This is a genomic window from Pseudonocardia sp. DSM 110487 (assembly GCF_019468565.1).
GTDB lineage: Bacteria > Actinomycetota > Actinomycetes > Mycobacteriales > Pseudonocardiaceae > Pseudonocardia.
On record NZ_CP080521.1, the window covers coordinates 7,769,788 to 7,796,629 of the forward strand.

Sequence of the window (26,842 nt, forward strand, 5' to 3'; positions counted from 1 at the left end):
TCGGGCACCGTGGTGGTCATCGTCGACAAATCCTCTCCCGCCCTTCACCTCGGAGCACCTCCCCAAAAGCGCTCCGTCCCGTACGGTCGACGGTGGCCGCGGTAGGCGCGGCGTTGGCTGTGCCCCGGACCCGGTGCGCCATCCGGCGCGACCCCGGGAGTCCCGTGACCAGCACTGTCCCCGCAACATCATCCGCCCGGCGCGGTAGCGATTTCGCCGAGCTGTCCCGCCGTATCCGCGCAGCCGGCCTCCTGGATCGGCGCCCCGGCTGGTATTCGCGGGCCATCGCACTGGCATTCGGTGCTTTCGCGGCCTGCTGGACCGTATTCGGGCTGCTGGGCGACTCCTGGTGGCAACTGCTGGTGGCGGCGGCGCTCGCCGTCGTGTCCACGCAGCTCGCGTACCTCGGACACGACGCCGGGCACAAGCAAATCCTGCACGGCCGGCGCGCGAACAACGCCATCGGCCACTTCCACGCCCTGCTGACTGGCGTCAGCTTCGGGTGGTGGGTGACCAAGCACAACCGCCATCACGCCAACCCCAACCACGAGGACGAGGACCCTGACCTCGACATCCCCGTCCTCGCGTTCAGCACGGAACAGGCCAGTGGCCGCACCGGCCTGCTCCGCTGGACCGCGGCGCACCAAGCCGCGCTGTTCTTCCCGCTGCTCACGCTGGAAGGCGTGATGCTGCACTGGGCCGGGATCGACGCCATCGTTCGCGGCACGGTCCGCGCCCGGATACTCGAGGGATTGCTGCTGACCGCGCACCTCGGCGCGTACGTCGCGGCGGTGTCGCTGGTACTCCCGCCCGGCAAAGCGCTCGTCTTCGTCGCCGTGCAGAAAGGCCTGTGGGGAGTGCTGATGGGGTGCGCCTTCGCCCCGAACCACAAGGGCATGGACATGATCGGACGAGGCGAGTCGCTGGACTTCCTGCGCAAGCAGGTCCTCACCTCACGCGACGTCGGCGGCGGCCGATGGGTGGACGTCGCACTGGGCGGACTGAATCACCAGGTGACCCACCACCTGTTCCCGAGCATGGCGCGACCACACCTGCGCCTGGCACGGCCGCTCGTCGAGGCCTTCTGCGCGGAGCGGGGCATCCCCTATGTCCGCTGCAGCCTGCTGGCCTCCTACCGGCAGGTTCTACAGCACCTCCACACAATTGGTGCGCCGCTGCGCGAGCTGCGGAGCTGAGCTGCGCCGCAGCCAGCTCGCCTGCTGCGCCGTGCCCGTGTTCGGGCAGTTGTGACCTGCCGTCACGGTCGCCGACGTCGGTCAGTCGGCACCCGGCCCACCATCGTCGATGAGGTGTCGCCGGGCGGCGGTGAGCAGGCGTTCTGAGAGATCGTCACCGGTGACGGCCCTCGAGATGACCGAGGCCGGGACACCATCCGCGCCGCCACCGCCGAGAACGCCAGGGAGTGTCCTGGTTCTCCATCGACCAGCCCAGCACCCGGTTCGCCAGCTTCGACAATCCCGACATCACCAAGGTAGGCCTGGAACAGGACGTCAAACTCGCGGACCTGCTGCGTGTCCTGGACATTCCGGTGCCACCCGCCCTGGCCCCGACCTGCGGCTGGTGCTGAGCATCGTGTGAACCGTCCTGGGTTCGAGGCCGACGACGCGGAGCCGAGCCTGGCCCCGGGTCCAGGACGTCAGTGGGTGAGCTGCTGGTGCCCGATGACGGAGAGCAGTTCGAGCTTGCTGTGGCTCTCCGTGCCGGGGCGGGTGGTCAGCACCACCAGCCTCTGGGCGCGGTTCTCTGTGAACAGGACCTGGGCGTCGACATCGATGCGGCCGAGTTCGGGATGGAGGATTGTCTTGCAGTCGTCGTAGCGCTGGGCAACCTCCTGAAGCTCCCACATGCGGACGAACTCAGGGCTGTGTTCCTGCAGTTCGGCGAGGATCCGGGCGGCTCGGGGGGTGTCGCTGCCAGCTGTCAGCGCGGCCCGCAGACGCGCTGCCTGGGCACGGCCGTGGCGTTCGTGAACCTCCTCGGGAAACGCCAGACGCTCGGCCGGGTCCATGAACCAGCGGTAGTAGCCGCTGCGGGCCATACCGGTGTGACGGGTCTGGTCGCCGAACAGCGCGACGGCCAACGGATTCATCGCGAGGGTGTCGACCAGGTCCGTCTGCACCAGGGCCAGGGAGTCGTCCAAGCGGTCCAGGACCCGCATCAGCGCAGGGCTGACATGTTCGGAGCGCTGGAAGCGGGCCGGGGCGTTGTGGCCGATGAGGACGAAGAGATGGTCGCGTTCGTCCGGGGTCAGCCGCAGCGCCCTGGCGAGAGCCGTGGTGATCTGGACGGAGGGCTGCGGAGCACGCTGCTGTTCCAGCCGGGCGTAGTAGTCGGTGGACATGCCGGCGAGCTGCGCGACCTCCTCGCGGCGCAGCCCCTGCGTACGCCTGCGCGGCCCCTCGACCAGCCCGACGTCGCGGGGGCGCAACATCTCCCGCCGGCGGCGCAGGAACTCCGCCAGTTCCTTCTTGTCCATGCCCCCATCATGCGGCAGGTCGGTCAGATGCCGCTGAGCATGGAGAGGACCTTGTCGTAGGAGCCGTTGGCCTCCGCGTCGCGGATGAACCTGGCGCGCTCGACGACGAGCTCCTTCGCGTCGGGCTTCTCGCGCAGCAGGTCGAGGGTCTCGGTGAGGAAGTCGTCCAACGGCATGGCGTTGTCGTCGTCCTGCTGGCCCAGCAGGGTCGTGCGCACGCCCGGCGGGACAACCTCGATCACCTGGACGCCGGCGTCAGCACCGGCGAGTTGGATGCGCAGGCTCTCGGAGAAGGAGTGCAGCGCGGCCTTGGTCGCGTTGTAGGTCGGGGTGATCGGGAACGGCACGAACGCCAGCGAGGAGGTGACGTTCATGACCACCGCGTCGTCCTTGCCCACCAGCAGCGGCAAGAAGGCGTACGTCATCCGGATCGTGCCGAGCAGGTTGGTCATGACGTGATCCTCGGCGACCGGGAGGCCTGCCGGGTCGAGGAGGTTCTCCTGCAGCATGATGCCGGCGTTGTTGACCAGGACGTTCAGCCCTGGGTGGCTCGCCGCCACGGTCTCACCGGCCCGGGCAATCGAGTCGGGGTCCGCGACATCGAGGACGAGCGCGCCGATGCCCGGGTGTTCGGCCGTGATCTCGTCGAGGAGTTCCTTGCGGCGGCCGGCGACGACCACCGTGTTGCCGGCCTCGTGCAGGCGCAGGGCCAGGCCGAGCCCGATGCCCGAGGTACCGCCGGTGATCAGGATCGTGTTGCCGGTCATCTTCATGGGGTCTCGTTCCTTAGTCGCGGCGGGCCGGTGAGCGCCGGCAGCCTCGACCGTAGGGACGACCGCGCAGGGCCGGGGAGGAAGGTTTATCCATGGATCGGCGGTCCCTGCCTGGTGGAGTGGTCCCACCCAGCGGATCTCGGGTACCGGGGAGCATCGTGTTCACGAGCCACGCGGACGTCGAAGGTCCCGGATGTCAGACAACCCTTCGCGAACCTCCGAAGCGTGGACCTCAACCTGCTCGTCGCATTTGATGTGGGCACGCGCACGCCGGCAACGTCGACACAACGTCTTGCGCGGGTAACAAGGGCGACTTCGCAACGACGACACCGATCCCGGGCCACCGATGGGAATTCGCACTGGTTGGCCCGCCTCGGCGCTACCGGGCGATCAGAACTGATGCTGCGGCGGCACCACATCTCAAGTGGCGCGTTCTGCGGAACGCGTGACCCGATCCCTGGCGACAGAGGATGCGCGGGCGCGCCGTTCCCGACTTGAGGACACGCGCCCGTTCTCGACAAGACCATCAGCCTGGTGCCGACGCAACTATCCTGTGTTCCGGCCCGTTATCGTGGGGTCGTCACGGAGTAGTTGCTCTGCCATGAACGACGCGGCCTACGGGGCCGAGTACCACCTCCTCGGCCGCTTCGGGTTGCTGGTCGAGGACAGCTGCTTCCCGGACTCGGACTTCGCCGCGGTCGCCCGCTCGCTCGGCGCGCGCGGGGCGACGGTCGCCCGCGACGCCGACCTCGACGCCGTCGCGGACTGGCTGGCCGCGCCGGACCGGCCACTGGTCGTCGACTGCAAAATCGAGCCCTCTGCGATGGCACCGTGGTTCCGGGTGGTGTTCGCCCTCAAGGAGGCGCAGAACCGGCAATAGACCCGCCTTCCGCTGCCGGCGCCGCCGCCCTTCGGCGGTATGCCCGTTGCCGGCAGGCGGGCGAGCAGTAGATGCGCGGCCGGCCGCCGCGAGCAGGTTGCAACACCCCGGCACACGTCGCGCACCGTCGAGCCAGGGAACCGTCCTCGGTTTCGTCACCGCTCGGTTCGGTCTCGGCGGCGGTTTCGTCACGCCGGCCTCTGGCCGGCCGCGGGCGGAGTGCGGCTCGGGCGGCTGCGACGAGGTCCGCTTCGCCGACCCGACCCCGCGGAGTGTGCCGGACGAGGATGTCGTCCAGGTAGGGGCAGTCGGCGGCGGGGTCGTCGTCGGTGCAGTGCAGCAGGTGTCTCAGCTGGTCGCGGGCCGTTTCGAGCCGTGCGATCTCCCGGCCCAGCCGCAGGATCTCCTCGTTCACGGCCGCCTGCCATGTCTGGTGACCGACCGCGCCGGTGGTCACGGTGGCGGCCCGCGACAGCGGCATGTTCCCGGCAACGCAGCACAGGTATGCCATGCCGATCCGGCGCAAGTCGCGATGGTCGTAGAGGCGGCGGTCGCCGGCGCGGGCCGGGTGCGGGAGCACGGCCTGCTCCTCCCACCACCGCAGCGTCGCCGGAGTGAGCCCGTAGAGCGCGGCTGCGGCACCGATGTGGACCCGTTCGTGCATTGCGCCAGTTGACATCAAGCCGACTGGAGCAAGCAAGCTGAGCCTCACCTAATCAGCTCGGCACGGAGGAACGCATGTCGGAGACGGTCCAGCGCGATGACGACCTGCTACGGCTGATCGCCGGCTACATGCCGGCCTTCACGATCGGCACCGCGCTGCGCCTTGGCCTTCTGGAATCGGTCGGCGAGGCCGGGATGACCGCCGACGAGCTGGCCCGCGTCACGTCCACTCACGCACCGTCCCTCACCCGGGTACTACGGGCGCTCGCCGCGCTCGGGGTGCTGGCCGAGGACTCGCCGGGAACCTTCCGGCTCACCCCCCGCGGGGCGCTGCTGCGCCGCGAGGAACCCGGTTCGTTGTACGGGATCGCGACCGTCATGCTCGACGAGTCGATGTGGGTGCATGGCCTGCGCTCGACCACACGGTGCGCACCGGGCAGCAGGCCTTCGAGTACGTCTACGGCACCGACTACATGACCCACACCGGGTGGGCGGACGGGTCGCCGCTGCGCGAGCCCGTCGATCTCTGGATGATCGACGACACCCGTTCGGTCGCGCCGTTCGTCGTGAGCTGCTACGACTTCGGCCGGTTCTCGAAGGTGGTCGACGTCGGTGGGGGCAGCAGCCCGCTCGTCGCGACGATCCTGGGCGCCCACCCCCACCTGCGCGGCATCGTCCTCGACCAGGCCGATGGCATCGCGCACACCCCGCGCATTCTCGCGGAGGCCGGGGTGACCGACCGCTGCGAGATCCGCACCGGCGACTTCTTCGTGTCGGTCCCGCCGGCGGACGTCTGCGTGTGCAAGAGCGTGGTGTTCAACTGGGCCGATGACGACCGGGTCCTGACGATCTTCCGCAACTGCCGCCGCGCCGTTCCGCGGGAGGGGCGGTTGCTGCTGGTCGAGCAGATGCTGCCATCCACCGTCGACGGGTCGATCCCCGCGGACCTCTATCTCGACGACGTGAACTCGATCGTCAGTCTCGGCGGGCGGTTCCGCACCGAGCCCGAGTACCGAGCACTGTTGGCCGAGGCGGGTTTCGACCTCACGGTGCACGCCATGCCGGCAGCGCCCGCCGGGTACACGCTGCTCGAGGCCACCCCACGATGATGACGCGGCCCACGGTGCCGACCCTGCTGTCGGCGGCGGCCGCCGTCCTCGCGCTCCTCGCCGGATGTGCCACCGCGCCAGGCGGCGGCACCATCACCTTCCGGCCGACCGACACCGGCATCTGGGCCCTCGACTACGCGACGGCGCTGCGCCTGCTCGCCATCGGCGTCGTCCCGGAGCACGCGGCGCGATACCACTTCGAGCCCGATCCGATCGTGACGGCGGCCTACCAGATCCTGCAGGACGCCGGCGTGGCTCTCGTCGAGCCGTCGAACGTCGAACTCGTCGCCGCGGCCACCCCCGATCTGATCATCGGAGAGTCCGGCACCGACACGGAGCTGGTAGCGAGGCTGGAACAACTCGCACCGGTGCTCATCGTGGACGGGATGAAACCGCTGGCCGCCCAGTTGGTCGAACTCGGCACCGCAACCGGTCACGCGCAGCAGGCGACACAGCTCACCGAGCGCCTCGAGACCCTGCTCGCGGAGATGAAGCGGCGCGTCACGGCGTCCGAACACGCCGGAGCGACCGTGTCGGTGATCTCCGCATGCGGTGCCGGAGCCTTCTGCACGTACGGCACCGACCGCGGGTTCGGACCGATCCTGTCCGAGCTCGGCTTTCGCCGGCCGCCATCCCAGTCCGGCCGCGGCAACGAGTTCGGCTTCTCCTCGATCTCGCCCGAGGAGTTGAGCCGGCAGACAGCGGACGTCGTGATCGACCTACAGGGGTCCGTCGCTTTCGGCGGGACATCACCGCTGGACGACCCGCTCCTCGACGTCTCGGGGTCCGTGACCGGCCGGGTCGACTTCAACGCCTGGTACGGGACCGGTCCGCTACACACCGTCTGGGTGCTGCACGACCTGGACGCGGTCCTCTTCGGCGATGGCGCCAGCGCCACAGCGGAGGACGGGCCCGCGCTGTGGGCCACCGTGATCGGTGCAGCCTAGTTGCAAACCATTGGCGCCTACATTAGGTTCACCTAACGACAAGTGGCTGACTCTCAGTCAGTGAGGTGAGGAATGCTTCTCAACCGCGGGCTGCTGGCCCTGACCAGGGGTGTCCGGTGGCGCATCGTGGCCCGTTCGCTGCTCGGCCTGCTGGTCATCGGCACCCGAGTGGTGCAGGCGTGGCTGCTGGCCGACGGGCTCGCCCGGGTCTTCGCCGGCGCACCCGTCACCGACCTGGTCCGGACCGCGGCATGGCTCGCGGTCACGATCGTGGTCCGGACGGCGCTGATGTGGGTTGCCGACCAGGCCGGCCAGTGGGTGTCGAACCAGACGAAGTTGCGTCTGCGCGAACGCCTCTACCGACGGCTGATCGAGCTCGGGCCCGGCCGGCTGGGCGGGCGCCGCACCGGTGAGATCCGGGCCGCGCTGGTCGAGGGCATCGAGGCGCTGGAGACCTACTTCGGCCGCTACCTGCCCGCGCTCGTCCAGACGTTCGTCGGGCCGATCGTCGTCATCGGCTACCTGCTGACCGTCGACGCGGCGCTGACCGGGATCGTCTTCGGTGCCGCCCTGTTCACGGTACTGGCGCCGCTGATCTGGTACGCGGCGATGGAGAAGGGCAGCGCCAAGGTGTGGGACGCGATCGGCACGTTCGACGCGGACTTCGTCGACTCGATCCAGGGCCTGCCCACCCTGAAGGCGTTCAACGCGTCGGCGAGACGCCACGCGCAGCTGGACGAGCAGGCCGAGCACGTGCGCAGGGTGAGCATGGGCCAGCTGCACTACGCGCTGATGCACGCCGGCATCCAGCGGCTGGGCACCCTCGGCGGGTATGCCGCGGCGCTGATCTACGCCGTGTTCGCCTACTCGGGTGGTGGGCTGGCCGCCGCGAGCCTGCTCCTCGTCGTGTTCCTCGTTCCCGAGGTCTTCCGCCCGCTCGACCACCTCGCCGGCCTCATCCACGACGCGTTCGGGGCGGTGAGCGCGGCCGAGGGCATCCAGAAGGTGCTGGAGCTGAAGCCGCTCGCCGCGCCTTCTGGCCACCAACGCGGCGACGCGCTCACCCCGAGCGTGGAGTTCGAGAACGTCAGCTTCGCCTACCCCGGCCGGGACCGGCCCGCCGTGGACGGCGTGTCGCTACACCTCACGCCCGGCGAGACCGTGGCGGTGGTCGGGCCGTCCGGGTCGGGAAAGACCACGCTGGTCTCGCTGCTGCTGCGGTTCTTCGACCCTGATGCCGGCGCGATCCGGATCGGCGGCGTCGACCTGCGCGCACTGTCGCCCGACGAGCTGTACGGCATGGTCGCGGTGGTGTCCCAGGACACCTATCTGTTCCACGGCACCGTCCGGGACAACATCGCGCTCGGCCGGCACGGCACCACCGACGACCAGATCAGGGCGGCCGCCGTCGCGGCCGGCGTCGACAACTTCGTCGCCGAGCTGCCCGACGGGTACGACACCCAGGTCGGCGAGCGGGGCCTGGCCCTGTCCGGCGGTCAGCGCCAGCGAGTGGCGATCGCTCGTGCGCTGCTCGCGGACGCCCCGATCCTGGTTCTGGACGAGGCCACCTCCAGCGTGGACGCCGCCAACGAGGCGGCGATCCAGGCGACCCTCGACGCGATCTCCCGTGAGCGCACCACGTTGGTGATCGCCCACCGGCTGTCCACCATCCGGGCCGCCGACCGGATCGTCGTCCTCGACGAGGGGCGGGTCAGCGAGACCGGCACCCACGACACCCTCCACCAGGGCGGTGGCGTCTACGCGACGCTGACCGCCGCCCAGCACGTCATGACAGGTGAGCGATGAGCAACGACGAGTACCCGCGGCCGCTGCGCGGCCTGCTCCCCTACATGCTGTCCAACCGGCTGACGTTCACACTGGTCACGCTGTCCGGGATCCTCTACTCCGGCCTCGCGATCGTCTCCGCCGCCCTCGGCGCCTGGCTGGTCGGCTCCGCGATCACCGGGATCCCGGCATCGGAGCTGCGCACCGCCATGGCGTGGCTGGCCGGGCTGGCGGTCGCCACCGCCGTGGCCCAGTGGTGGCAGTCCGACATCGCGCACGACTGGGCGTTCCGGCTGCAGCGGGTGCTGCGGGTACGGATCTTCGACGGCCTGGAGCGAGCCACCCCCGGACGGCTGCTCGGCAAGCGCACCGGCGACCTGTCCGCCACCGCGACCGCCGACGTCAACACCTCCGAGCTGTTCTTCGCCCACACCGCGGGGGACTACCTCGGCGCGATCATCACGTCCGTCGCGGCGCTCGCCGTCATCGCGGCGATCGACCCGCTCACCGGCCTCGTCACGCTCGTCCTCATGGTCCTGATCGCCGCCGTCCCGCTCGCGCTCGGCAAGCTCGCCACGGCGCAGGGCGCCCGGCAGCGCGCCGAGCTGGGCACGCTCAACGCCGAAGCCGTCGACGGCATCCAGGGCCTGCGCGAGCTCGTGGTCTTCCGGCAGACGGGCGCGTACCTGACCCGGCTGCTCGAGCGCACCCGGCGGTTCCAGCGGATGCAGATGTCGTACGCCCGCCGGTCGGCGCTCGAAGCGTCGGCCAGCGAGCTGCTCACCTCGCTCGGCTATCTCGTCATCCTGGTGGTCGCCGCCCGCGCGGTGGTGGCCGGCGCGGTGGACGTCCGGTGGCTGCCGGTACTCATCGTGCTCGGCGTGGCGTCGCTCGCGCCGATCGCCACCGTGTCGGCGACCGCCCGCACGCTCGGTGACGTCCGGGCCGCCGCGGCGCGCATCCTCACCGTCGTCAACTACCCGCCGCACGTCGACGAGCCGGCCGCGCCGGCGCCCGTCGCGGCACTCGAGCCGCGGGTGCGCTTCGACGACGTCCGCTTCCGCTACACGCCCGACGGCCCTGAGGTGCTGCGCGGCGTCAGCTTCACCGCCGAACCCGGCGAGACCGTCGCACTCGTCGGGCGCTCGGGGGCCGGCAAGTCCACCTGCGCGAACCTGCTCCTGCGGTTCTGGGACCCGACCAGCGGCACCATCGAGCTGGGCGGGCGCGACCTGCGCACCCTGCCGGCGGCCGAGCTGCGCCGCCTGGTCACGCTGGTCCCGCAGGACGTCTACCTGTTCAACGCCTCGGTCGCCGACAACATCCGGCTCGGCCGGCCCGACGCGACCGACGAGGAGGTCGAGCAGGCTGCCCGGGCGGCGTTCGCGCACGAGTTCATCCAGGCGCTCCCCGACGGCTACGCCACCCCGTGCGGTGAGCGCGGCGCGCAGCTGTCCGGCGGCCAGCGACAGCGCATCGCCATCGCCCGCGCCCTGCTCGGCAACGCCCCGGTCGTGATCATGGACGAGGCCGTCTCCAACCTCGACACCGAGAGCGAGCGGGCCGTCCAGGACGCCACCGCCCGCGTCCGGCACGGCCACACCACGCTGCTCATCGCCCACCGGCTCTCCACGATCCGCAGCGCCGACCGCGTGCTCCTGCTCGGCGACGGCGAGATCCTCGACACCGGGCGGCACGAGGAGCTCCTCGAGCGCAGCACCGCCTACCGCGACCTGCTCGCCACCCAGCACCACGGCGTCGTAGCGGCATGATCACGGCTATCCGATCATGAGCTGCCGACGCCCGTTCCTGGTGCTGCCCCGGTTCGCGGGCGCATCCCTGATGGTGCTGGAGCCCGGCCCGCAATGGCTGCGCCCGGACACGGCGTGGACCCGCGATCGGCTCGTAGCGACCGTGACCACGGGCCTCGTGGTCGCGGTCGTGCCCGGCCCTGCGGGTGTGGCCGGCGACGTCGAGCACGTGCTGGTGCTGGACGGCGGCCGCCTGATCGAGCACGGCAGCCCTGCCGAGCTGACCGCCGCCACCGGGGTCTACGCCACGCTACGACGCTCGTGGGACGACGGAGCCGGCTGATCCGGATCTGCCGCCGTCCATCACGGGTGAACGTCACCCACCACGATTGCCGGGCTGCTCACCGACCGCAGGCGTGATCAACTCGACCGCGTTCGCGGCGAGGGCGTCTCTCAGGTCGGGCGGCGGCATGGTGTCGGTGATCAGGTAGTCGGCGCTGCCCAGCTCGGACACCTGGGCGAACAGTTGGCGGCCGAACTTGGACGAGTCGGCGAGTATCGCCACGCGGGCCGCGCGCGAGATCATCTCCTGCATCATCGCGGCTTCGCCGAGGTGGCTGGTCGTGTAGCCGCCGTCCGCGGAGACAGCGCCGACACCGATCAGCGCCAGGTCGCAGCTGATGTCCAGTTCGGCACCGCCGGTGGCCCGGAAGCTGACCGGCCCGATGGTGGTGAGCGTCAGCGTGCGCACCGCTCCGCCGAAGATGTAGACGTCCCGGATCGCCGTGGGCGGCAGTGCGCCGGGCACGAGCAGGTTGTTCGTCGCGACCGTGAGGTCGCGGTGCTGCCGCAGGCTGCGGGCCAGCGCGAGAGTGGTGGTCCCGCCATTGATCATGATCGTCGAGCCGTCCTGGACCAGCGTCGCGGCCAGCGCCGCGATCTGCTCCTTCTCCTCCGCCAGGAGGGCAAGGCGCTGGTCGACGGCGCTGTCGGTGCGGAAGGCCGTCGACAGACTGACGGCGCCACCATAGGTGCGCACGAGGACGCCGTCGGCGCTGAGCTGATCGAGATCGCGGCGCACGGTGTCGATGGAGACACCGAAGCGTTCGGCCAGCTCGCCGACCGTGACCTGGCCGGCGTCGGCGACGTGCGCCGCGAGTTGGGCCTTGCGGCCCGCGGGCAGCCTGCGCTGCGGCTCGGACTTCTTGGCGCTCACTGGTTCCCCCTCCGTGGCTGCGGCAGTATGCCACAACCATGCACTAGAGGTGCATTACGCCGCATAGAGCAGCAAACTGGCCGCCATCGGCCGCCGACCGGCGCGGATGTATGCCGGTCGCCGCCTACCTGGCGCCCCTTCCGGCAGGCTGCGGTGCCACACGGCGCCTCACCTTGCAACATTGTTGCGGCTTTCTGCGGTTCTTCTCTTGTCTTCGCTGCGGGCCCGCTGTTAACGTGGCGCGGCTGCAGCAGAGAACAGAGCCGATCTCTCTCCATCGAAGGAGCCCGCCATGGCCACGCGCACAACCCGGTTGAAGCGCCTGATAGGGGCGACGACAGTGGCCGCGACACTCGCACTCACGGCAGCGTGCGGTTCGGGCGGCTCGGGTGACGCCGGCTCGGGTGGGCCCGTGACCCTGGAGTTCGCCCAGTGGTGGGGAGCCGAGCTTCCGGCCGGGGAGTTCGACAAGATCATTTCTGACTTCACGGCGCAGAACCCGAACATCAAGGTCGAACTGCTGAGCGCGCCGTACGCGTCGACCAAGCAGCAGCTGGTCACCGGCGCGGCGTCCCAGACCCTGCCCGACGTCGTGGGCCTGGATGGCGCCTGGGTCAACGACTTCGCCAAGCAGGGCGCGATCACCGATCTGTCCACGCTGATGACCGACGCGAACTACGACACGAGCCAACTCGCCAGCCAGGTCCAGGTCCAGGACGCGACCTACATGATCCCGGTGGTCAACTTCGTCTACCCGCTCTTCGTCAACAAGGACCTGCTCGCCAAGGCGGGCGTCACGGACGTGCCCACCACGCGCAGCCAGTTCCTGGATGCGGCCAAGAAGATCAGTGCGCTCGGCGGCGACGTCAAGGGCTGGGCGCTCCCGCTCGACACCGCCGTCCCCAACGGCGTCCAGAACGACGTCATGTCCTGGCTGTGGGCATCCGGCGGCACCATGCTCCAGGACGGCAAGCCGAACCTGACCAGCCCTGGGGTCAAGAGCGCGGTCGAGTACGTGAAGAGCCTGAACGACGCCGGCGTCATCGCCCCCGGCTCGCTCACGATGAAGGAGCAGGACAAGGTCGAGAAGTTCACCAACGGCCAGGTCGGCATGATGATCGACTCGCTTGCGCACATCAACCTGATCAAGGAGGGCAAGCCGGACCTGAACTTCGAGGTGGCGGCCGTGCCGGCCGAGGACGGCTACACCGGCGAGCGCGGCATCCCGTACGCGTCGTGGGGCATCGGCATCTCCGACTCCACCGAGCACAAGGCCGAGGCGTTCAAGTTCGTGCAGTACCTGCTCAGCCAGGAGGTCAACGCGAAGCTGAGCACGATCGCGAACGGCTTCCCCGGCAACAAGAACGCGCAGCCCGACTTCTCTGGCGGCGACCCGCGGTTCAAGACTGCCTTCGACATCTACCAGCAGGGCTACCCGGCCAACGAGTTCGTCGGCCTGCCCAAGTCCGAGGACCTGATGCGCACCTTCGACGAACAGCTCCAGCTCGTGCTGACCGGCAGTGCGACTGTTGACGACGCCCTCACCAAGTCGCAGGAGTCCTGGTCCTCGGTGATCGAGTAGCCCGATCGGGGAGACGACCATGACATCCGCGAACGTCGATCCCGCGGCCGCCCCGAAGACCGCGGCGTGGGCCGGACAGGCCGCAGCGGGCCGGCACCGCCACGGCCTGGCCCGGCGCCTGGTCCCGTACGGCTACCTGTCCCCCACGATGCTGCTGATCACGGTCCTGATGGTGGTCCCCATCGTCATGGTGATCGGCTACTCGTTCCAGGACAACGTGATCGTCAACAAGAACCCGGTGTTCGCCGGGTTCGCCAACTACGCCAAGGTGCTCACCGACGCGGACTTCCTGGCCTCGCTCGGGAACACCGCCGTCTTCATCTCGGTCAGCACCGTGGCCCACCTGGTACTCGGCCTCGCCTTCGCGATGATGCTCAACACGCAACTGCTGGGCGGGATCACGAAGGCCGTCTTCCGCATCGTCTACATCCTGCCCTGGCTGTTCACGATCGCGGTGATCGCCGTCATCTGGCGGCTGCTGTTCGACCCGGCCGGCGTGGTCAACTACGTCCTGAACACGGTGGGTCTCCTCCAGGAGGGCGTGGCCTGGCTCGGCGACCCGGTCACGGCGCTCTGGGCGGTGACCTTCGCGAACATCTGGTCCGGCTACCCGTTCTTCATGATCAGCCTGCTCGCCGCTCTGCAGGGCATCTCGGCCGATCTCTACGAGGCGGCGGCCATGGACGGGACGAACTGGTTCCAGCGGTTCGTCCACGTGACCCTGGCCCAGTTGCGGCCGGTGATCGTCAGCATGGCGGTGCTCGACCTGATCTGGACCTCCCAGCAGTTCGCGCTGATCTGGATGATGACCGGCGGCGGGCCGTTGAACGCCACCGAGATGCTCAGCACCTACACCTACAAGCAGGCCTTCAGCGAGTACGAGTTCGCGACCGCATCCGCCGCTGCCGTGATCGTCCTGCTCCTCACGACGGCCCTGGCCTTCTTCTACGTGCGCCAGCAAAGGGAGCAGTGACCGGGATGGCGACAACAATCACCGGGACTCGTCGCACCCTCGCGAAGGTCGGCGTCATCACCGGGCTGGTCATCGGGGCGCTGTTCGCCGGTCTGCCGGTCGTGTGGATGCTCTCCACCTCGTTCAAGAACAACGGGGAGGTCTTCCAGAACCCGCCGAACCTGATCACGGAGAGTTTCTCGCTCGACGCCTACCGCGAGATCCTGGGCAACGGCGCCCAGCTGCGCTTCTTCCTCAACAGCTACATCGTCGCGTTCGCGGTGACCATCCTGACACTGCTGGTGGCCATCCTCGCCGGATACGCATTCAGCCGCTTCAGGTTCCCGTTCCAGCGGACCATCAACGCGGTGATCGTCAGCGTCCAGGTCGTGCCGCCGATCACGCTCGTCATTCCGTATTTCGGGCTCGTCGTGGCACTCGGCCTGTACAACACCTATCTCGGCCTGATCCTCACGCACATGGTGTTCACCCTTCCGTACGCGATCATCATGATCACCGCGTACCTGAACACATTGCCGCGAGAGCTGGACGAGTCGGTGAAGATCGATGGTGGCACCAGCTGGACGGCGCTGTGGCGGGTCCTGGTGCCGGTCTCGGTGCCCGGCCTGATCGCGGTCGGGGTCTACACGTTCATGATCTCGTGGAACGAGTACCTCTTCGCGCTCACGCTGACCCGTACCGACGACATGCGCACGGTGCCCATCGGCATCCAGCTACTCATGGGTCAGCACTCGTACGAGTGGAACCAGATGATGGCGATGAGCATCCTCGGGTCCATTCCCGTCCTCCTCCTCTTCCTCCTCTTCCAGCGAAGGTTCATCGGCGGACTCACCGCCGGTGCCGTCAAGGCCTGACACACTCCCAGCACCAAGGAGAAACCAGAGCAATGCTGACGACCGGCAAGGCGATCCTGGACGTCGCCAATGAGCACAGCTTCGCCGTGCCCGCCTTCAACATCAGCGACTGGGCGATGTTCCAGGGGATCGTGGAGATCAGCGAGGAGACGGACGCCCCGCTCCTCGTCGGCATCCATCCCGACGAGGTACGGCACATCGGCCGCGAGATGATCACCGGTATCATCGAGCGCTCGCACCGCTCGAGCGTCCCGATCGCGATCCACTGGGACCACGGCGCCACCTACGAGCAGATCCTGGAAGCGATCCAGTTCGGCTTCACGTCCGTGATGATCGACGGCTCGCTGAAGCCGTTCGACGAGAACGTCGCGATCACCCGGAAGGTGACCGACACCGCGCACGCTCTCGGCCTGTCGGTGGAAGGCGAGCTCGGCACCATCGGCGCGAACGACAGCTACGCAGAGGGCGGCTCCGCCGAGATCATCTACACCGACCCCGACGACGCGGTCACGTTCGTCGAGCAGACCGGTGTAGACAGCCTCGCCGTGGCGATCGGCACGTTCCACGGCTTCTTCCCGGCCCATCTGAAGCCGGAGCTCAAGCTCGACCTGCTCAAGGAGATCAAGAGCCGGGTGCAGATCCCGCTGGTGCTGCACGGTGGCTCCAACAATCCGGACGACGAGATCCGCGAGGCCGCGCGGATCGGCATCAACAAAATCAACATCTCGACCGACATCAAGGTCGCCTACCACAGCAAGATGCGCGAGGTGCTGGGCGACGACCCGAAGGTGCGCGAGCCGAACGCCATCCAGCCCGCCTGCGTCGCGGCCATGAAGGTGGTCGCCGCCCAGAAGATCGAGCTGTTCGGCGCCGCAGGCAAGGCCTCGCTCTACTGACATGGCCGACGCGTCCCGTGTCGTACTGGGCCTCGGCGGGTGCGTCGACTACGAGTTGACGCTCACCGCGGACGTGCTGGAACGGCTGGTCACCGAGTACGGCGTCCGTGCGGCGGAACTGACCGGGCCTGCCACGGTGGCCGGCGAGCGGGACCTCGTGGTGTCGATCCTCGGGTACGTGGCCAGGGGCGGGGGCGGCGAGCACTTCGTCGCCTCCGCCCCGGCGCTCGAGGCCTTCGCCGGCCGGTTCCCACACCAGGCGACCCTGGGCGGCACCTCGGTGCGGGCCGGGATCCTGATGAGCCGACTGGGCGTGCCGCCCACGTTCCACCTGGTCAGCCTCAACGACACGGTGCGCCGGTTGCTCCCGTCGGACAGCGAGTACATCTCGAGCGGCGACGAGGACACCTTCTACCCCCACCTGATCGTCCAGTACGACCGCGGCCTGCGGATCCGGGCCGGCGACCTCGACATCACCGCGCCGTTCCCCAACCGGCTGATCTACGTCAACGACCCGGCCAACGGTGCCATGCTGCTCGCCGACGAGCTCGGTCCCCGGCTTCGCGCGGCGGAGATCTTCCTGATCTCGGGGTTCAACGCCATGCGCGACAAGGACGAGCTCGATGAAAGGCTCGCTTCCCTCCGCTCCCACATGCGGCAGCTGCCGCCCGGCGCGGTGACCTACTTCGAGGACGCGGCGTACCACGAGCCCGCCCTGGGCCTTCAAGTCCGGGACGCGCTGCTCGACGAGATCGACGTGTACGGGATGAACGAGGACGAGATGCAGGCCTACCTCGGGCACCCCGTCGACCTGCTCTCGGCGCGGGAGGTCGCGGACGCGCTCACGGCGGTGCACACGCTCATCCCGGTACCGACGCTGGTGCTGCACACGAAGTACTGGGCGGCGGCACTGTGTAGAAAGGTTCTGGGCGCACGCGCCGGGGCGTACGCCGACGCCCTCGACACCGGCACCGTGCTGGCCGCCACCCGCTACTGCCACGGCGACGACTTCACCGACGAGGACGTCGACCGCCTGCGTCGGCAACCACGACGGCCGGAATCCGTGGCCTTCGCGGCGGCGCTGCACGAACAGATGGACAACAGCGTCCGCTGTGTACCCGGCTTCGCACTCGACGTCGCACACCCCACCACCGTCGGTCTCGGCGACACGTTCGTCGGCGGCTTCCTCGCCGCGCTCGCCCGAGAAGATCGCCGATGACCGTCGAGCAACTGTCGGCCGACGACTGATGCGTGGCTGGGTTGGGGTGCACTACCGAATCGTGGGGTTGCTCGGGCGGCCGTCCCCGACTGGGGGGCACGCCCGTTCCGGACGAGACCACCCCAATTTTGGTGCCACTTGACTGGCTGTGGTCCCGTCGTCGCCCGCTGGCCGCCCCTGGAATCTGGCGCGTGATCAGCGGAATCGGGACCTGAGCTGCACCAACTGCGGCTGGCGTCCCGTTCCTGCTGATCATGGACCTGCGCACGCGGCCCTGTCCCTGGGATGGTCTGGCCGTGATCATCCGAGGGGAGGGCTGGGCGTGGAGGGTCGGGACCACAGCCGGTTGCGTGGCACCCGAACCGCGGCGGTCTCGTCGAGAACGGGCGTGCCCCCAAGTCGGGGACGGCCGCCCACGCAAACCCAGGGTCCGGTAGTGCACCCAACCCAGCCACCCCCGCACGGCGACGGGGTCGAGGCGAACCGGAGGGAACACACGCAAGGCCCGGATCACGGGGCGGACGCCGGACGGCCCGGGCCGGGAACGGCGCGCCCACCGGCAACCGCCCGACCAGCCCCGACCCGACGGACCGACACGATCGCGCCACCCCGGCCGCCCGACCGGCGGCGGACATGATCCGAACTAGCGGTTGTCCACGGCTGCCCGCACAACCATGAGCACCCGAAACTCCGGATCATGCACGGGAAGATCGCAAGTAGCGGGTGCTCATTGCTGCCGGCACAACCATGAGCAACCGATACTTCGGATCATGGGCGCGGCCACCGGCGAACGGGACCCGGCACCAGCGCCGCAACACCCGTCGCGCGGCGGCAGTCCACGTTCCCCCGCCTCGACCAGCAAGATCACGAAGTCGAGCAGCAGTACGAGCCGCCCGGCAGCAGTCAGGCGCGGGCCGCGCCGGTGGCGGGCTCGCCCGACACCGTGGCGGGCACCGGCACCGTGCTCCCGGCCTTGCGTGCCGCCGGCACGACGAACGTGAGCGCCGTGCCCAGCAGGGCGAGAACCGCCAGCACGTAGAAGATCGAGTCGAGCGCGAGACCAGAGGCGATCAGGAACCCGCCGAGCAGTGGCCCTCCGATCCCGCCGAGGCGGCCGAAGCCAGCGCACCACGCGACACCCGCGCCACGCACGTTCGTGCGGTAGTACGTGGCGACGAACCCGTAGATCAGGATCTGGGTGCCGCTCGTACCCAGCCCCACGACGGCGACGAACGCGAGCAGCACGCCGAGCGGGAAGCTCACGGTGAGCAGCGCGACCGCCACCCCGCCGAGCAGGAACGACGCCGCGACCACCGGCTTCGGGCCGAACCGGTCGGCGATCCGGGAGGCGCCGAGCGCGCCGAGCACCGCGCCGCCGTTGAGGACGAGCAGGAAGGCGAGCGAACCGTTCGTCGAGAACCCGGCCCGGCCCATCAGCTCGGGAAGCCACGTGTTCAGCGCGTAGACCAATAGCAGCCCGGTGGCGCTCAGCAGGCCGAGCAGCAGCGTGGGCAACAGGTAGGACCGGCCGAGAAGGCCGCCGAAGCCGGCCCGCTCCCGCGGGACGTCGGCCGATCCCGTGATGGCGCCGACCTCGTCGATCATCACCCCGGTCCGCTGCTGCACCGCGCGCGCCTCGGCCGCTCGGCCCCTGGCGGCCAGCCACGCAGGCGACTCCGGCATCTTGACGATCGCGAGCGGCAGCAGCGTCACCAGCGGAATCGCCCCGATCAGGAACATCCCGCGCCAACCGATCGAGCCGAGGAACAGGATCGCGAGCAGCGCAGCCAGCAGGCTGCCCAGCGGCACGCCGGAGTAGGTGATCGCGTTGAGGAGGTTCCTGCGACCGGGCGGCGCGAACTCGGCGACGAGGGCGCCGGTGGTGGCGACGAGCGCGCCGACGCCGAGACCGGTGACGAACCGCAGGATCCCGAACGCCGTCGTGGTGCTGGCGAGCGCTGTGAGCGCCATGCCCACCGAGAACCAGGCGTAGGCGGCGAGCATGACCTTCCGGCGCCCGATGATGTCACCGACGCTGCCCGCGAGCAGGGCGCCGACCAGCACCCCGAAGAGTGCGTAGCTGCCCAGCGCCCCGGCCATGGCCGGCGTGATCTCGCCGATCTCGCCGGGGCTGCGCAGGAACAGCGGCACGAGGGTGCCGTAGACGACCAGGTCGTAGCCGTCGAAGACGAGGCCGATGGTCGAGAGCGCGACGATCCACGTCACGGACCTGCGGCGGAGCTCTTCTCGATCGGAAGTCATCGTCGTCCTCCGGAGGCGTCGGCCGCGATGTCCGAGGGGTGTGCGGCGAGCGGGGTGACCGTGATGGTCATGTGCGGGAAGAGCGGGAGGCCCCAGAGGATCTCGTGGAGCTGGGCGTTGCCGTCGACGGCGAAGACGCTCAAGTTGGCGTACTCCCCCACGCAGCGCCAGATGTGGCGCCAGTGGCCTGAGCGCTGCCATTGCTGGGAGTAGGCCTTCTCGCGGGCGAGGAGGTCGGCGCGCTCCGCCGGGTCCATATCCGGCGGGAGCGCGACGTCCATCCGCACCGCGAACAGATCGGTCGTCATGCCGGGTCGAGCGGGAAGTCGTAGGTGACCCGGTTGTCGACCGGCCGCAGGATCAGCTCGGGCTTGACGGCCTGGGCGACGTCGTCCCCGACGTGCTCGCCGCCCTCGAAGTACAGCTGGGTGGTGACCGGCAGCCGTTCGGGTGCGGAGACCTTCAGGTGCAGGTGCGCAGGCCGCCACGCGTGCCAGCCGGCGGAGGCGATGAGCGCGCCGGTCGCGCCGTCGGTGGGGATCTGGTAGGGCGCGGGCTGGATCGTGTGGAAGGTGTAGCGACCGTCGGCGCCGGTGCGGATCGCACCGCGCAGGTTCCACTCCGGGATGCCCGGAGCGAACTGCGAGTAGAAGCCGGCGTCGTCGGCGTGCCACAGCTCTACGAGCGCACCCTCGATCGGAATGCCGTCGAGGTCGGTGACGCTGCCCTGGAACGTCAGCGGGGCGCCCGGCTCGCCCGCGCGCATCGGCAGCGTGCCCTCGCTCGCGAACTCCGGAGCACCCGGCACGTAGTACGGGCCCTCGATGGTGCCGACCGCGCCCCGGCGGTCGGCGTTGACGACCTCCTCGACGACGTGCTCGACGAACACGTCGAGGAACAGCGGCCACTCGCCGTCCGCGCCGACCCGGATCAGCCATGCCTTGAGCGCGTCGTACTCGGCGTAGGTCAGCCGGTGCTTGCGGATGACCTCGTGCAGGGCACCGAGCGCATCGCGGGCGACGGCGTCCACCCGGGCGGTGTCGACCGCGGCGGTGCCGCGCTCCTTGCGCGCGAATGTGGCGGTGGCATTGCGACCGGAGCCGGCCGCCGTGGCGTGCGTGGTGGTGGACATCGGTGTCTCCTGTGGTTCGGGAACTGAAGAGTCGATTCAGAGGCGGTAGTGCGCGAGCTTGTCCGGGTCGATCTCGATTCCGAGGCCCGGACCGGGCCGGACGGCCAGCTCGCCGCCTGCGATCTGCAGCGGTTCGGTGAGCAGGTCGTCGGCCATGTCGAGGAAGTTGGAGAGCTCGCCCGCACGCCGGGAGCTGGCCCGGTGCGCCGCGCCGAAAGCGACCGTGCACGCGGTGCCGATCTGGCCGTCGATCTGGTTGCCCATCACGACCTCGACGCCGAGACCTTCGGCCTGGTGCAGGATCCGCTGGGAGGTGCCGAAACCGGTGCGGGCCGTCTTGATGCTGATCATGGTCGCGGAGCCGCCGAGCAGTTCCCGGGTGACCTCGCCGGGCGTCGTCGCGCTCTCGTCGGCGACGGTCGGCACCGGCGTGCGGCCGACGAGCCAGCGGCGGCCGAGGACGTCGTCGGCCGGGCACAGCTCCTCGGCGAGCGTCAGGCCGAGGTCCGACATCGCGTCCAGGGCCCTGGCCGCCTCCGACGGCGTCCAGCCGCGGTTGCCGTCGACGTACAGCTCGACCTCCGGGCCGAGTGCGGAGCGCAGCGCCCGGCAAGCCCGCACGTCCAGCTCCACCGGGCGGCGCCCGACCTTCACCTTGAAGGTCGTGATCCCGTACCGCTCGCGCACGTGCTCGGCCTCGGCGACCATCTCGGCGTCCGGGGCGAAACCGACCATGTGGGCCACCCGCATCCGATCCGCCCAGCCTCCGAGCAGCTGCGTGACGGGCAGGTCGAGCGTCCGGCCCAGGGCGTCCCAGACGGCCATGTCCAGCGCAGCCTTGGCGGCCGGGTTGCCGACGGTCCGGTCGAGGCGGGCGTGCATCACCTCGCGCTCCAACAGCGACAGCCCGACCAGCTCGGGCGCGAACAGCCCCTCGATCGCGGCCACGATCGACGCCTGGGTCTCCCCGTAGGTGTAGGGGCGCGGCGGGGCCTCGGCCACGCCGACCACGCCGTCGTCGCTGTGCACGCGCACCAGCACGTGGTCGGCGATGTGCACCTCGCCGCTCGCGAACCTCAGCGGCTTGCGGTACGGGATCGCGAACGGGATCGCCTCGATCTTGACGATCTTCATCGGACGACTCCCGACGGGGTGTCGAGCGGTTCCGGCGGGACGAACCCGTTGGCCTCCAGGGCCTCGACCAGCCGCGCGAGTGCGGGGTTGAGGTCGTCGCGGCGCCAGGCCATGGCGAGGTCGACGTGCGCGTCGTCGGCGACCGCGAGGTACCGGACGCCCTCGACGCGCAACGCGAGCACCGACTCCGGCAGCAGCGCCACGCCGAGCCCGGCGGCGACGAGGGTGAGCACGATCGCCGTCTCGGCGGCCTCGTGGCTGCGGCGCGGCAGGAACCCCGTGGCGAGGCAGGCCTGCGTGACCACGGCGTTCACGACGGAGTCGGGACGCGCAAAACCGACGAAGTCCTCGTCGCGCAGCTCGGCGAGCGCGACGAGCGCGTCTCCGGCGAGCCGGTGCTGCTGGCCGACCGCGAGCACCAGTTGCTCACTGGCGATCTCGCGCGATGCGAGCCCGGAGCGGCGCAGCGGCGGCCGCAGCACGGCCAGGTCGATGCGGTCCTCGGCGAGCGCCTCCTCCTGCGCCGGCGTGAGCAGGTCCGGCACGAACCGCAGGATGAGGTCCGGCAGCTCACGCGCGGCGATCCGGGCGAGCTGCGGCAGGTGCCGGTAGGCGGCCAGCCCGGTGCACCCGACGCGCAGCACGCCGCTGTGCCCCGCACCGATGCGCTGCACCCGCTCCTTGGCGGTCTCGACCGAGGCGAGGATCCGCTCCGCGTCCCGCAGGAACGCCTCGCCTGCGGGCGTGAGGTCGACGCGGCGCGTGGTCCGGTTGAACAGCGTGGCCCCGACCTGCGACTCCAGCTGCCGGATCGCCTGCGAGAGCGGCGACTGGGCCATGTGCAGCCGCTCGGCCGCCTGCCCGAAGTGCCGGGTCTGGGCGACCGTCACGAAGTAGCGCAGCTGACGGATCTCCATGGGGCACGACGGTAGGCCGCCCGTCATGTAGACACAAAGACCGAGTGAAGCTCTATTAAGACATCAGAAATCTGGATAAGTGCTGGGTCAGGACTGGGCAAAGTGCTGACGCGGGTCAGCGGGCGGGCCGCGACAGTCGAAGCCGTCACCGCCGACCCGACCCGGAGGCTCCGACATGACCGCCACTGCAGACGTGTTCCACGCCCGCGAGGTGCTCGCCCATGCCGTCGTCGAGGACCCCGAGGGCGGCATCTACCGCGCCAACCGCCGGATCTTCACCGACGAGGAGATCTTCGAGCTGGAGATGGCGCACATCTTCGAGGGCAACTGGATCTACCTCGCCCACGAGAGCCAACTGCCGAATCCCGGCGACTACTTCACGACCTACATCGGCCGCCAGCCCGTCGTGATCACCCGGGACGCCGGCGGCGAGCTGCACTGCCTGATCAACGCCTGCGCGCACCGCGGCGCGATGCTCTGCCGCCGCAAGACCGACAACCGGCCCACCCTGACCTGCCCGTTCCACGGCTGGACGTTCCGCAACGACGGCAAGCTCCTCAAGGTCAAGGACCCCGACGGCGCCGGCTACCCCGCCTCGTTCGACACGGACGGCTCCCACAATCTCACGAAGGTCGCCCGGTTCGACTCCTACCGCGGGTTCCTGTTCGGCAGCCTCAACCCGGACGTCCTGCCGCTCTCCGAGCACCTCGGCGACACCACCAAGGTCATCGACATGTTGGTCGACCAGTCGCCGGATGGCCTGGAGGTGCTGCGCGGCAGCTCGACCTACACGTTCGACGGCAACTGGAAGGTGCAGGCCGAGAACGGCGCCGACGGCTACCACGTCACCGCCACCCACTGGAACTACGCGGCCACTACCGCGCGGCGCGGCACCGGCCAGTCGAAGAACCAGACCAAGGCCCTCGACGCGGGCGGCTGGGGCAAGTCCGGAGGCGGCTACTGGTCGTACCCGCACGGGCACCTGTGCCTGTGGACGTGGGCGGCGAACCCGCAGGACCGGCCGTTGTGGGACCGCATGGAGGACCTGAAGCGCGAGTTCGGCGAGGCCAAGGGCGAGTTCATGGTCAAGGGCAGCCGTAACCTGTGCCTCTACCCGAACGTGTACCTGATGGACCAGTTCTCGACGCAGATCCGGCACTTCCGCCCGATCGCGCCGGACAAGACCGAGGTCACGATCTACTGCATCGCCCCCAAAGGTGAGAGCGCGGAGGCTCGGGCCCACCGGATCCGGCAGTACGAGGACTTCTTCAACGCCTCCGGCATGGCCACACCCGACGATCTGGAGGAGTTCCGCTCCTGCCAGCTCACCTTCCAGGCCACGGCGGCGCCGTGGAACGACATGAGCCGCGGTGCCGAGCACTGGCTCACCGGCCCCGACGAGGTGGCGAAGTCCCTCGGGATGGACGGCGTGGTCTCCGCCGGCGTGCGCAACGAGGACGAGGGCCTCTTCACGGTCCAGCACGGCTACTGGCGGGACACCCTCCGCACCGCGATCGAGGAGCGGGCATGACGACGACCGAGCGCGGCGCGAAGCTCATCACCCAGAACATGATCGAGCAGTTCCTCTACCGCGAGGCCCGCCACCTCGACGACCGCGAGTTCGAGAAGTGGCTCGAGTGCTACGCGGACGACGTCGTGTACTGGATGCCGTGCTGGGACGACGGCGATCGGCTCACCGAGGACCCGCAGCGCGACATCTCGCTCATCTACTACGACAACAAGGGCGGGCTGGAGGACCGGGTGTTCCGGATCCGCACCGAGCGCTCCAGCGCGACCTCGCTCCCGGAGCCGCGCACCAGCCACAACATCTCGAACGTCGAGGTGATCGAGCGCCGCGGCGACCTGGTCGACGTCCGCTTCAACTGGCACACCATGTACTTCCGGTACAAGACCGTCGACCCCTACTACGGCACGTCGTTCTACACGATCGACTTCTCCGGTCACTCACCGCTGATCCGCCGCAAGACCGTGGTGCTGAAGAACGACTACATCCACCACGTGGTCGACGTCTACCACTTCTGAGGGACCGTGATGTCTCACCGAGTTGCACTCGCGTTCGAGGACGGCGTCACCCGGTTCGTCACGTGCGCCGAGGACCAGACCGTCACCGACGCCTCCTACCGGGCGCGCATCAACATCCCGATGGACTGCCGGGACGGCGTCTGCGGCACCTGCAAGGCGTTCTGCGAGTCCGGCGAGTTCGACCGCGGCTCCTACCTCGAGGACGCCCTCGCGCCGGACGAGGAACGTGCGGGCTACGTGCTGGCCTGCCAGCTCACGCCGCGGTCGGACCTCGTGCTGCAGATCGCCGGCACGTCCGCGGCCGCGCGCACCGGGGCCGCGACCCACCACGGCACGCTGACCGGGCTGGACCGGCTCTCGCCGACCACCGTGGCGCTGACGATCGAGATCCACGACCGGGAGGAGCTGACCTTCCTCCCCGGCCAGTACGTGAACATCGCCGTACCGGGCACCGAGGAGTCCCGCTCGTACTCCTTCAGCAACGCCCCGGCCGACCAGGCGCTGACGTTCCTGGTCAAGCTGACCCCCGGCGGGGTCATGTCCGAGTACCTGGAGCACCGCGCACGGGTCGGCGACGAGATCAGCTTCACCGGCCCGCACGGGAGCTTCTTCCTGCGCGAGTCGGACGCGCCGCTGCTGCTGCTCGCGGGCGGCACCGGGCTCGCGCCGATCCTGTCGATCCTGCGCACGCTGGACGCCGCCGGCAGCACCCGGCCGGTACGCCTGCTCTACGGCGCCACCACCGACGACGACGTGGTCGAGCTGGCGACGATCGAACGGCTGGCCTCCACCATCCCGAACCTGAGCTGGGACTACTGCGTCGCCGACCCGAGCACCAGCGCGAAGCACCAGGGATACGTGACAGGCCTGATCGAGCCGGAGCACCTGCACGACGGCGCCACCGCTGTCTACCTCTGCGGCCCGCCTGCCATGGTCGACGCCGTTCGCGGCCACTTCACCGATCGAGACATCGTGCCCAGCGGGTTCTTCTACGAGAGGTTCGCGCCGGCCGCCCCGCTCGCCGTCTCCACCGATGAGGCGCCGACCATCGTCACGAAGTCGCCCGTGCCACTGGGCGACACGGGGCTCCTCGTCCTCGCAGGCGAGGGCCGCACCGTCACCGGCCAGCTCGTGCTGCCGGCCACGGAGCTCGCGGCCGTTGGTGCCTCGGCTGGGCGGTCCCCGGACGGCGCTCGCGGGATCTGCGGGCAGGCGGTGTTCCCCGGGAGGTCGGGCAGCGGCGAAGGCACGGTCCTGACGCTGGACGACGGCGACGACCTGGTCGCGGCCGGCGCTCGTTCGGTGACAGGGCAGGAGGCGTTCCCGGCGACAGGGCTCGCGCCGATCACCCCGCCGCCTGCGGCCGAGCACCGGCCGCGGTTCGTCACCCCCGGGCGCTTCGACCGGAAGGTCGTTGTGGTGACCGGGGCCGCGCAGGGCATCGGCCGCGCCGTCGGCGAGCGGGCGGCGGCCGAGGGCGGGCTGATCGTGCTCGTCGACCGATCGCCGCTGGTGCACGAGGTCGCCGACGGCCTGCTCGCGGACGGCGCCAAGGCCCTCGCGGTCGTGGCGGACCTGGAGGAGTTCGCCGCCGCCGACGAGGCGCTGCGCGAGGCGCGCGACTGGCAGGGCCGGATCGACGTGCTCGTCAACAACGTGGGCGGCGCCATCAACTTCAAGCCGTACACCGAGTTCACCGAGGCCGAGATCGCCGCGGAGATCCGCCGCTCCCTCATGCCGACCCTGTGGTGCTGCCGCGCGGTCCTGCCCGGCATGGTGGAGCGGGGCGGCGGAGTGATCGTCAACGTGTCGTCGGTGGCGACGCGGGGGATCCACCGCATCCCGTATTCGGCGGCCAAGGGCGGGATCAACGCGCTGACCGCGTCCCTCGCCATGGAGTACGCCGACGCCGGGGTCCGGGTGGTCGCGAGCGCCCCCGGCGGCACCGACGCCCCACCGCGGCGCATCCCCCGCGGTAACTCCGTTCCGCAGAACGCGCAGGAGGCGGCCTGGTACCAGGCCCACCAGGACCAGACGATCGCGTCCTCGCTGCTCAAGCGATATGGCACGCTCGACGAGCAGGCGGCGGCGATCCTGTTCCTCGCCTCCGACGAGGCGTCCTACGTGACGGGCAGCGTGCTGCCGGTGGGCGGCGGCGATCTAGGCTGACGCGCTCCGAGATCTGGCCACTTCACACATCGTGTGCGGA

General features: G+C 69.7%; 26 protein-coding genes. 17 read left to right on the forward strand and 9 right to left on the reverse strand.

Going from position 1 to position 26,842, the window contains the following annotated elements:
- Positions 1 to 164: 164 nt before the first annotated feature.
- Positions 165 to 1,196: an acyl-CoA desaturase gene (locus K1T35_RS36320; protein ID WP_220256245.1), complete on the forward strand. Its 1,032-nt coding sequence runs from the start codon at positions 165 to 167 to the stop codon at positions 1,194 to 1,196.
- 227 nt (positions 1,197 to 1,423) lie between these two features.
- Positions 1,424 to 1,588: a hypothetical protein gene (locus tag K1T35_RS36325; RefSeq protein ID WP_220256246.1), complete on the forward strand. Its 165-nt coding sequence runs from the start codon at positions 1,424 to 1,426 to the stop codon at positions 1,586 to 1,588.
- Between the two features lie 69 nt (positions 1,589 to 1,657).
- On the opposite strand, the gene K1T35_RS36330 is transcribed toward K1T35_RS36325, so the two are convergent.
- Both K1T35_RS36330 and K1T35_RS36335 read right to left on the reverse strand, forming a co-directional pair.
- Positions 1,658 to 2,497 carry a helix-turn-helix transcriptional regulator gene (locus K1T35_RS36330; protein WP_220256247.1) on the reverse strand — a complete coding sequence of 280 codons (840 nt, stop codon included), beginning with the start codon at positions 2,495 to 2,497 and terminating at the stop codon, positions 1,658 to 1,660.
- Between the two features lie 23 nt (positions 2,498 to 2,520).
- On the reverse strand, positions 2,521 to 3,270 hold the full coding sequence (locus K1T35_RS36335; protein WP_220256248.1) for an SDR family oxidoreductase: 750 nt from the start codon (positions 3,268 to 3,270) through the stop codon (positions 2,521 to 2,523).
- A 601-nt stretch (positions 3,271 to 3,871) separates the two neighbouring features.
- On the opposite strand from K1T35_RS36335, the gene K1T35_RS36340 reads away from it, so the two are divergent.
- Complete coding sequence (locus K1T35_RS36340; protein ID WP_220256249.1) at positions 3,872 to 4,150, forward strand: thiamine pyrophosphate-dependent enzyme; 279 nt, start codon at positions 3,872 to 3,874, stop codon at positions 4,148 to 4,150.
- On the opposite strand, the gene K1T35_RS36345 is transcribed toward K1T35_RS36340, so the two are convergent.
- Positions 4,125 to 4,814, reverse strand: coding sequence for a MerR family transcriptional regulator (locus K1T35_RS36345; protein ID WP_220256250.1), 690 nt, complete (start codon positions 4,812 to 4,814; stop codon positions 4,125 to 4,127). The genes K1T35_RS36340 and K1T35_RS36345 overlap by 26 nt on opposite strands.
- Positions 4,815 to 4,888: 74 nt before the next feature.
- Between K1T35_RS36345 and K1T35_RS36350 the strand changes: the two genes are divergently transcribed.
- The 6 genes from K1T35_RS36350 to K1T35_RS36375 all read left to right on the forward strand — a co-directional run bounded on the left by K1T35_RS36350 (position 4,889) and on the right by K1T35_RS36375 (position 10,748).
- Positions 4,889 to 5,290: a methyltransferase dimerization domain-containing protein gene (locus K1T35_RS36350; protein ID WP_220256251.1), complete on the forward strand. Its 402-nt coding sequence runs from the start codon at positions 4,889 to 4,891 to the stop codon at positions 5,288 to 5,290.
- The gene (locus K1T35_RS36355; protein WP_220256252.1) at positions 5,209 to 5,922 is read left to right on the forward strand and encodes a methyltransferase; all 714 of its coding nucleotides are present in this window, start codon (positions 5,209 to 5,211) and stop codon (positions 5,920 to 5,922) included. Before K1T35_RS36350 ends, K1T35_RS36355 begins: the two co-directional genes overlap by 82 nt.
- Positions 5,922 to 6,869: an ABC transporter substrate-binding protein gene (locus tag K1T35_RS36360; protein WP_220256253.1), complete on the forward strand. Its 948-nt coding sequence runs from the start codon at positions 5,922 to 5,924 to the stop codon at positions 6,867 to 6,869. The genes K1T35_RS36355 and K1T35_RS36360 overlap by 1 nt, the downstream gene beginning before the upstream one ends.
- A gap of 72 nt (positions 6,870 to 6,941) precedes the next feature.
- Positions 6,942 to 8,675 (forward strand): ABC transporter ATP-binding protein/permease, encoded by a 1,734-nt coding sequence (locus K1T35_RS36365; RefSeq protein ID WP_220256254.1) that lies wholly within the window; start codon positions 6,942 to 6,944, stop codon positions 8,673 to 8,675.
- Positions 8,672 to 10,426, forward strand: a complete 1,755-nt coding sequence (gene cydC / locus K1T35_RS36370) for a thiol reductant ABC exporter subunit CydC (RefSeq protein WP_220256255.1) — start codon at positions 8,672 to 8,674, stop codon at positions 10,424 to 10,426. The genes K1T35_RS36365 and cydC overlap by 4 nt, the downstream gene beginning before the upstream one ends.
- A gap of 16 nt (positions 10,427 to 10,442) precedes the next feature.
- On the forward strand, positions 10,443 to 10,748 hold the full coding sequence (locus tag K1T35_RS36375; RefSeq protein WP_220256256.1) for a hypothetical protein: 306 nt from the start codon (positions 10,443 to 10,445) through the stop codon (positions 10,746 to 10,748).
- 33 nt (positions 10,749 to 10,781) lie between these two features.
- On the opposite strand, the gene K1T35_RS36380 is transcribed toward K1T35_RS36375, so the two are convergent.
- The gene (locus K1T35_RS36380) at positions 10,782 to 11,621 is read right to left on the reverse strand and encodes a DeoR/GlpR family DNA-binding transcription regulator (RefSeq protein WP_220256257.1); all 840 of its coding nucleotides are present in this window, start codon (positions 11,619 to 11,621) and stop codon (positions 10,782 to 10,784) included.
- Between the two features lie 292 nt (positions 11,622 to 11,913).
- On the opposite strand from K1T35_RS36380, the gene K1T35_RS36385 reads away from it, so the two are divergent.
- Genes K1T35_RS36385 through K1T35_RS36405 form a run of 5 tightly spaced genes read left to right on the forward strand, consistent with a single transcriptional unit; the run spans position 11,914 to position 17,145 of the window.
- The gene (locus K1T35_RS36385; RefSeq protein ID WP_220256258.1) at positions 11,914 to 13,203 is read left to right on the forward strand and encodes a sugar ABC transporter substrate-binding protein; all 1,290 of its coding nucleotides are present in this window, start codon (positions 11,914 to 11,916) and stop codon (positions 13,201 to 13,203) included.
- A 19-nt stretch (positions 13,204 to 13,222) separates the two neighbouring features.
- On the forward strand, positions 13,223 to 14,176 hold the full coding sequence (locus tag K1T35_RS36390) for a carbohydrate ABC transporter permease (RefSeq protein WP_220256259.1): 954 nt from the start codon (positions 13,223 to 13,225) through the stop codon (positions 14,174 to 14,176).
- 5 nt (positions 14,177 to 14,181) lie between these two features.
- Positions 14,182 to 15,030, forward strand: coding sequence for a carbohydrate ABC transporter permease (locus K1T35_RS36395; RefSeq protein ID WP_220256260.1), 849 nt, complete (start codon positions 14,182 to 14,184; stop codon positions 15,028 to 15,030).
- Positions 15,031 to 15,062: 32 nt separating this feature from the next.
- Complete coding sequence (locus K1T35_RS36400) at positions 15,063 to 15,926, forward strand: ketose-bisphosphate aldolase (RefSeq protein WP_220256261.1); 864 nt, start codon at positions 15,063 to 15,065, stop codon at positions 15,924 to 15,926.
- A 1-nt stretch (position 15,927) separates the two neighbouring features.
- The gene (locus K1T35_RS36405; RefSeq protein WP_220256262.1) at positions 15,928 to 17,145 is read left to right on the forward strand and encodes an ADP-dependent glucokinase/phosphofructokinase; all 1,218 of its coding nucleotides are present in this window, start codon (positions 15,928 to 15,930) and stop codon (positions 17,143 to 17,145) included.
- Positions 17,146 to 18,048: 903 nt separating this feature from the next.
- On the opposite strand, the gene K1T35_RS36410 is transcribed toward K1T35_RS36405, so the two are convergent.
- From K1T35_RS36410 to K1T35_RS36430, 5 genes are read right to left on the reverse strand one after another with little or no spacing between them, the layout of a single operon-like run.
- Complete coding sequence (locus K1T35_RS36410; protein ID WP_220256263.1) at positions 18,049 to 19,407, reverse strand: MFS transporter; 1,359 nt, start codon at positions 19,405 to 19,407, stop codon at positions 18,049 to 18,051.
- Complete coding sequence (locus tag K1T35_RS36415) at positions 19,404 to 19,715, reverse strand: muconolactone Delta-isomerase family protein (RefSeq protein WP_220256264.1); 312 nt, start codon at positions 19,713 to 19,715, stop codon at positions 19,404 to 19,406. The genes K1T35_RS36410 and K1T35_RS36415 overlap by 4 nt, the downstream gene beginning before the upstream one ends.
- Complete coding sequence (catA, locus tag K1T35_RS36420) at positions 19,712 to 20,539, reverse strand: catechol 1,2-dioxygenase (RefSeq protein WP_220256265.1); 828 nt, start codon at positions 20,537 to 20,539, stop codon at positions 19,712 to 19,714. Before catA ends, K1T35_RS36415 begins: the two co-directional genes overlap by 4 nt.
- Positions 20,540 to 20,575: 36 nt before the next feature.
- The gene (locus tag K1T35_RS36425) at positions 20,576 to 21,673 is read right to left on the reverse strand and encodes a mandelate racemase/muconate lactonizing enzyme family protein (protein ID WP_220256266.1); all 1,098 of its coding nucleotides are present in this window, start codon (positions 21,671 to 21,673) and stop codon (positions 20,576 to 20,578) included.
- Entirely contained in the window at positions 21,670 to 22,590 is a 921-nt protein-coding gene (locus tag K1T35_RS36430; RefSeq protein WP_220256267.1) for a LysR substrate-binding domain-containing protein, read from the reverse strand. The genes K1T35_RS36425 and K1T35_RS36430 overlap by 4 nt, the downstream gene beginning before the upstream one ends.
- Positions 22,591 to 22,765: 175 nt before the next feature.
- On the opposite strand from K1T35_RS36430, the gene benA reads away from it, so the two are divergent.
- Genes benA through benC form a run of 3 tightly spaced genes read left to right on the forward strand, consistent with a single transcriptional unit; the run spans position 22,766 to position 26,802 of the window.
- Positions 22,766 to 24,121: a benzoate 1,2-dioxygenase large subunit gene (gene benA / locus K1T35_RS36435; protein ID WP_220256268.1), complete on the forward strand. Its 1,356-nt coding sequence runs from the start codon at positions 22,766 to 22,768 to the stop codon at positions 24,119 to 24,121.
- Entirely contained in the window at positions 24,118 to 24,633 is a 516-nt protein-coding gene (benB, locus tag K1T35_RS36440) for a benzoate 1,2-dioxygenase small subunit (protein WP_220256269.1), read from the forward strand. The genes benA and benB overlap by 4 nt, the downstream gene beginning before the upstream one ends.
- A 9-nt stretch (positions 24,634 to 24,642) precedes the next feature.
- Positions 24,643 to 26,802, forward strand: coding sequence for a benzoate 1,2-dioxygenase electron transfer component BenC (gene benC, locus K1T35_RS49650; RefSeq protein ID WP_220256270.1), 2,160 nt, complete (start codon positions 24,643 to 24,645; stop codon positions 26,800 to 26,802).
- The last annotated feature ends 40 nt before the right edge of the window (positions 26,803 to 26,842 follow it).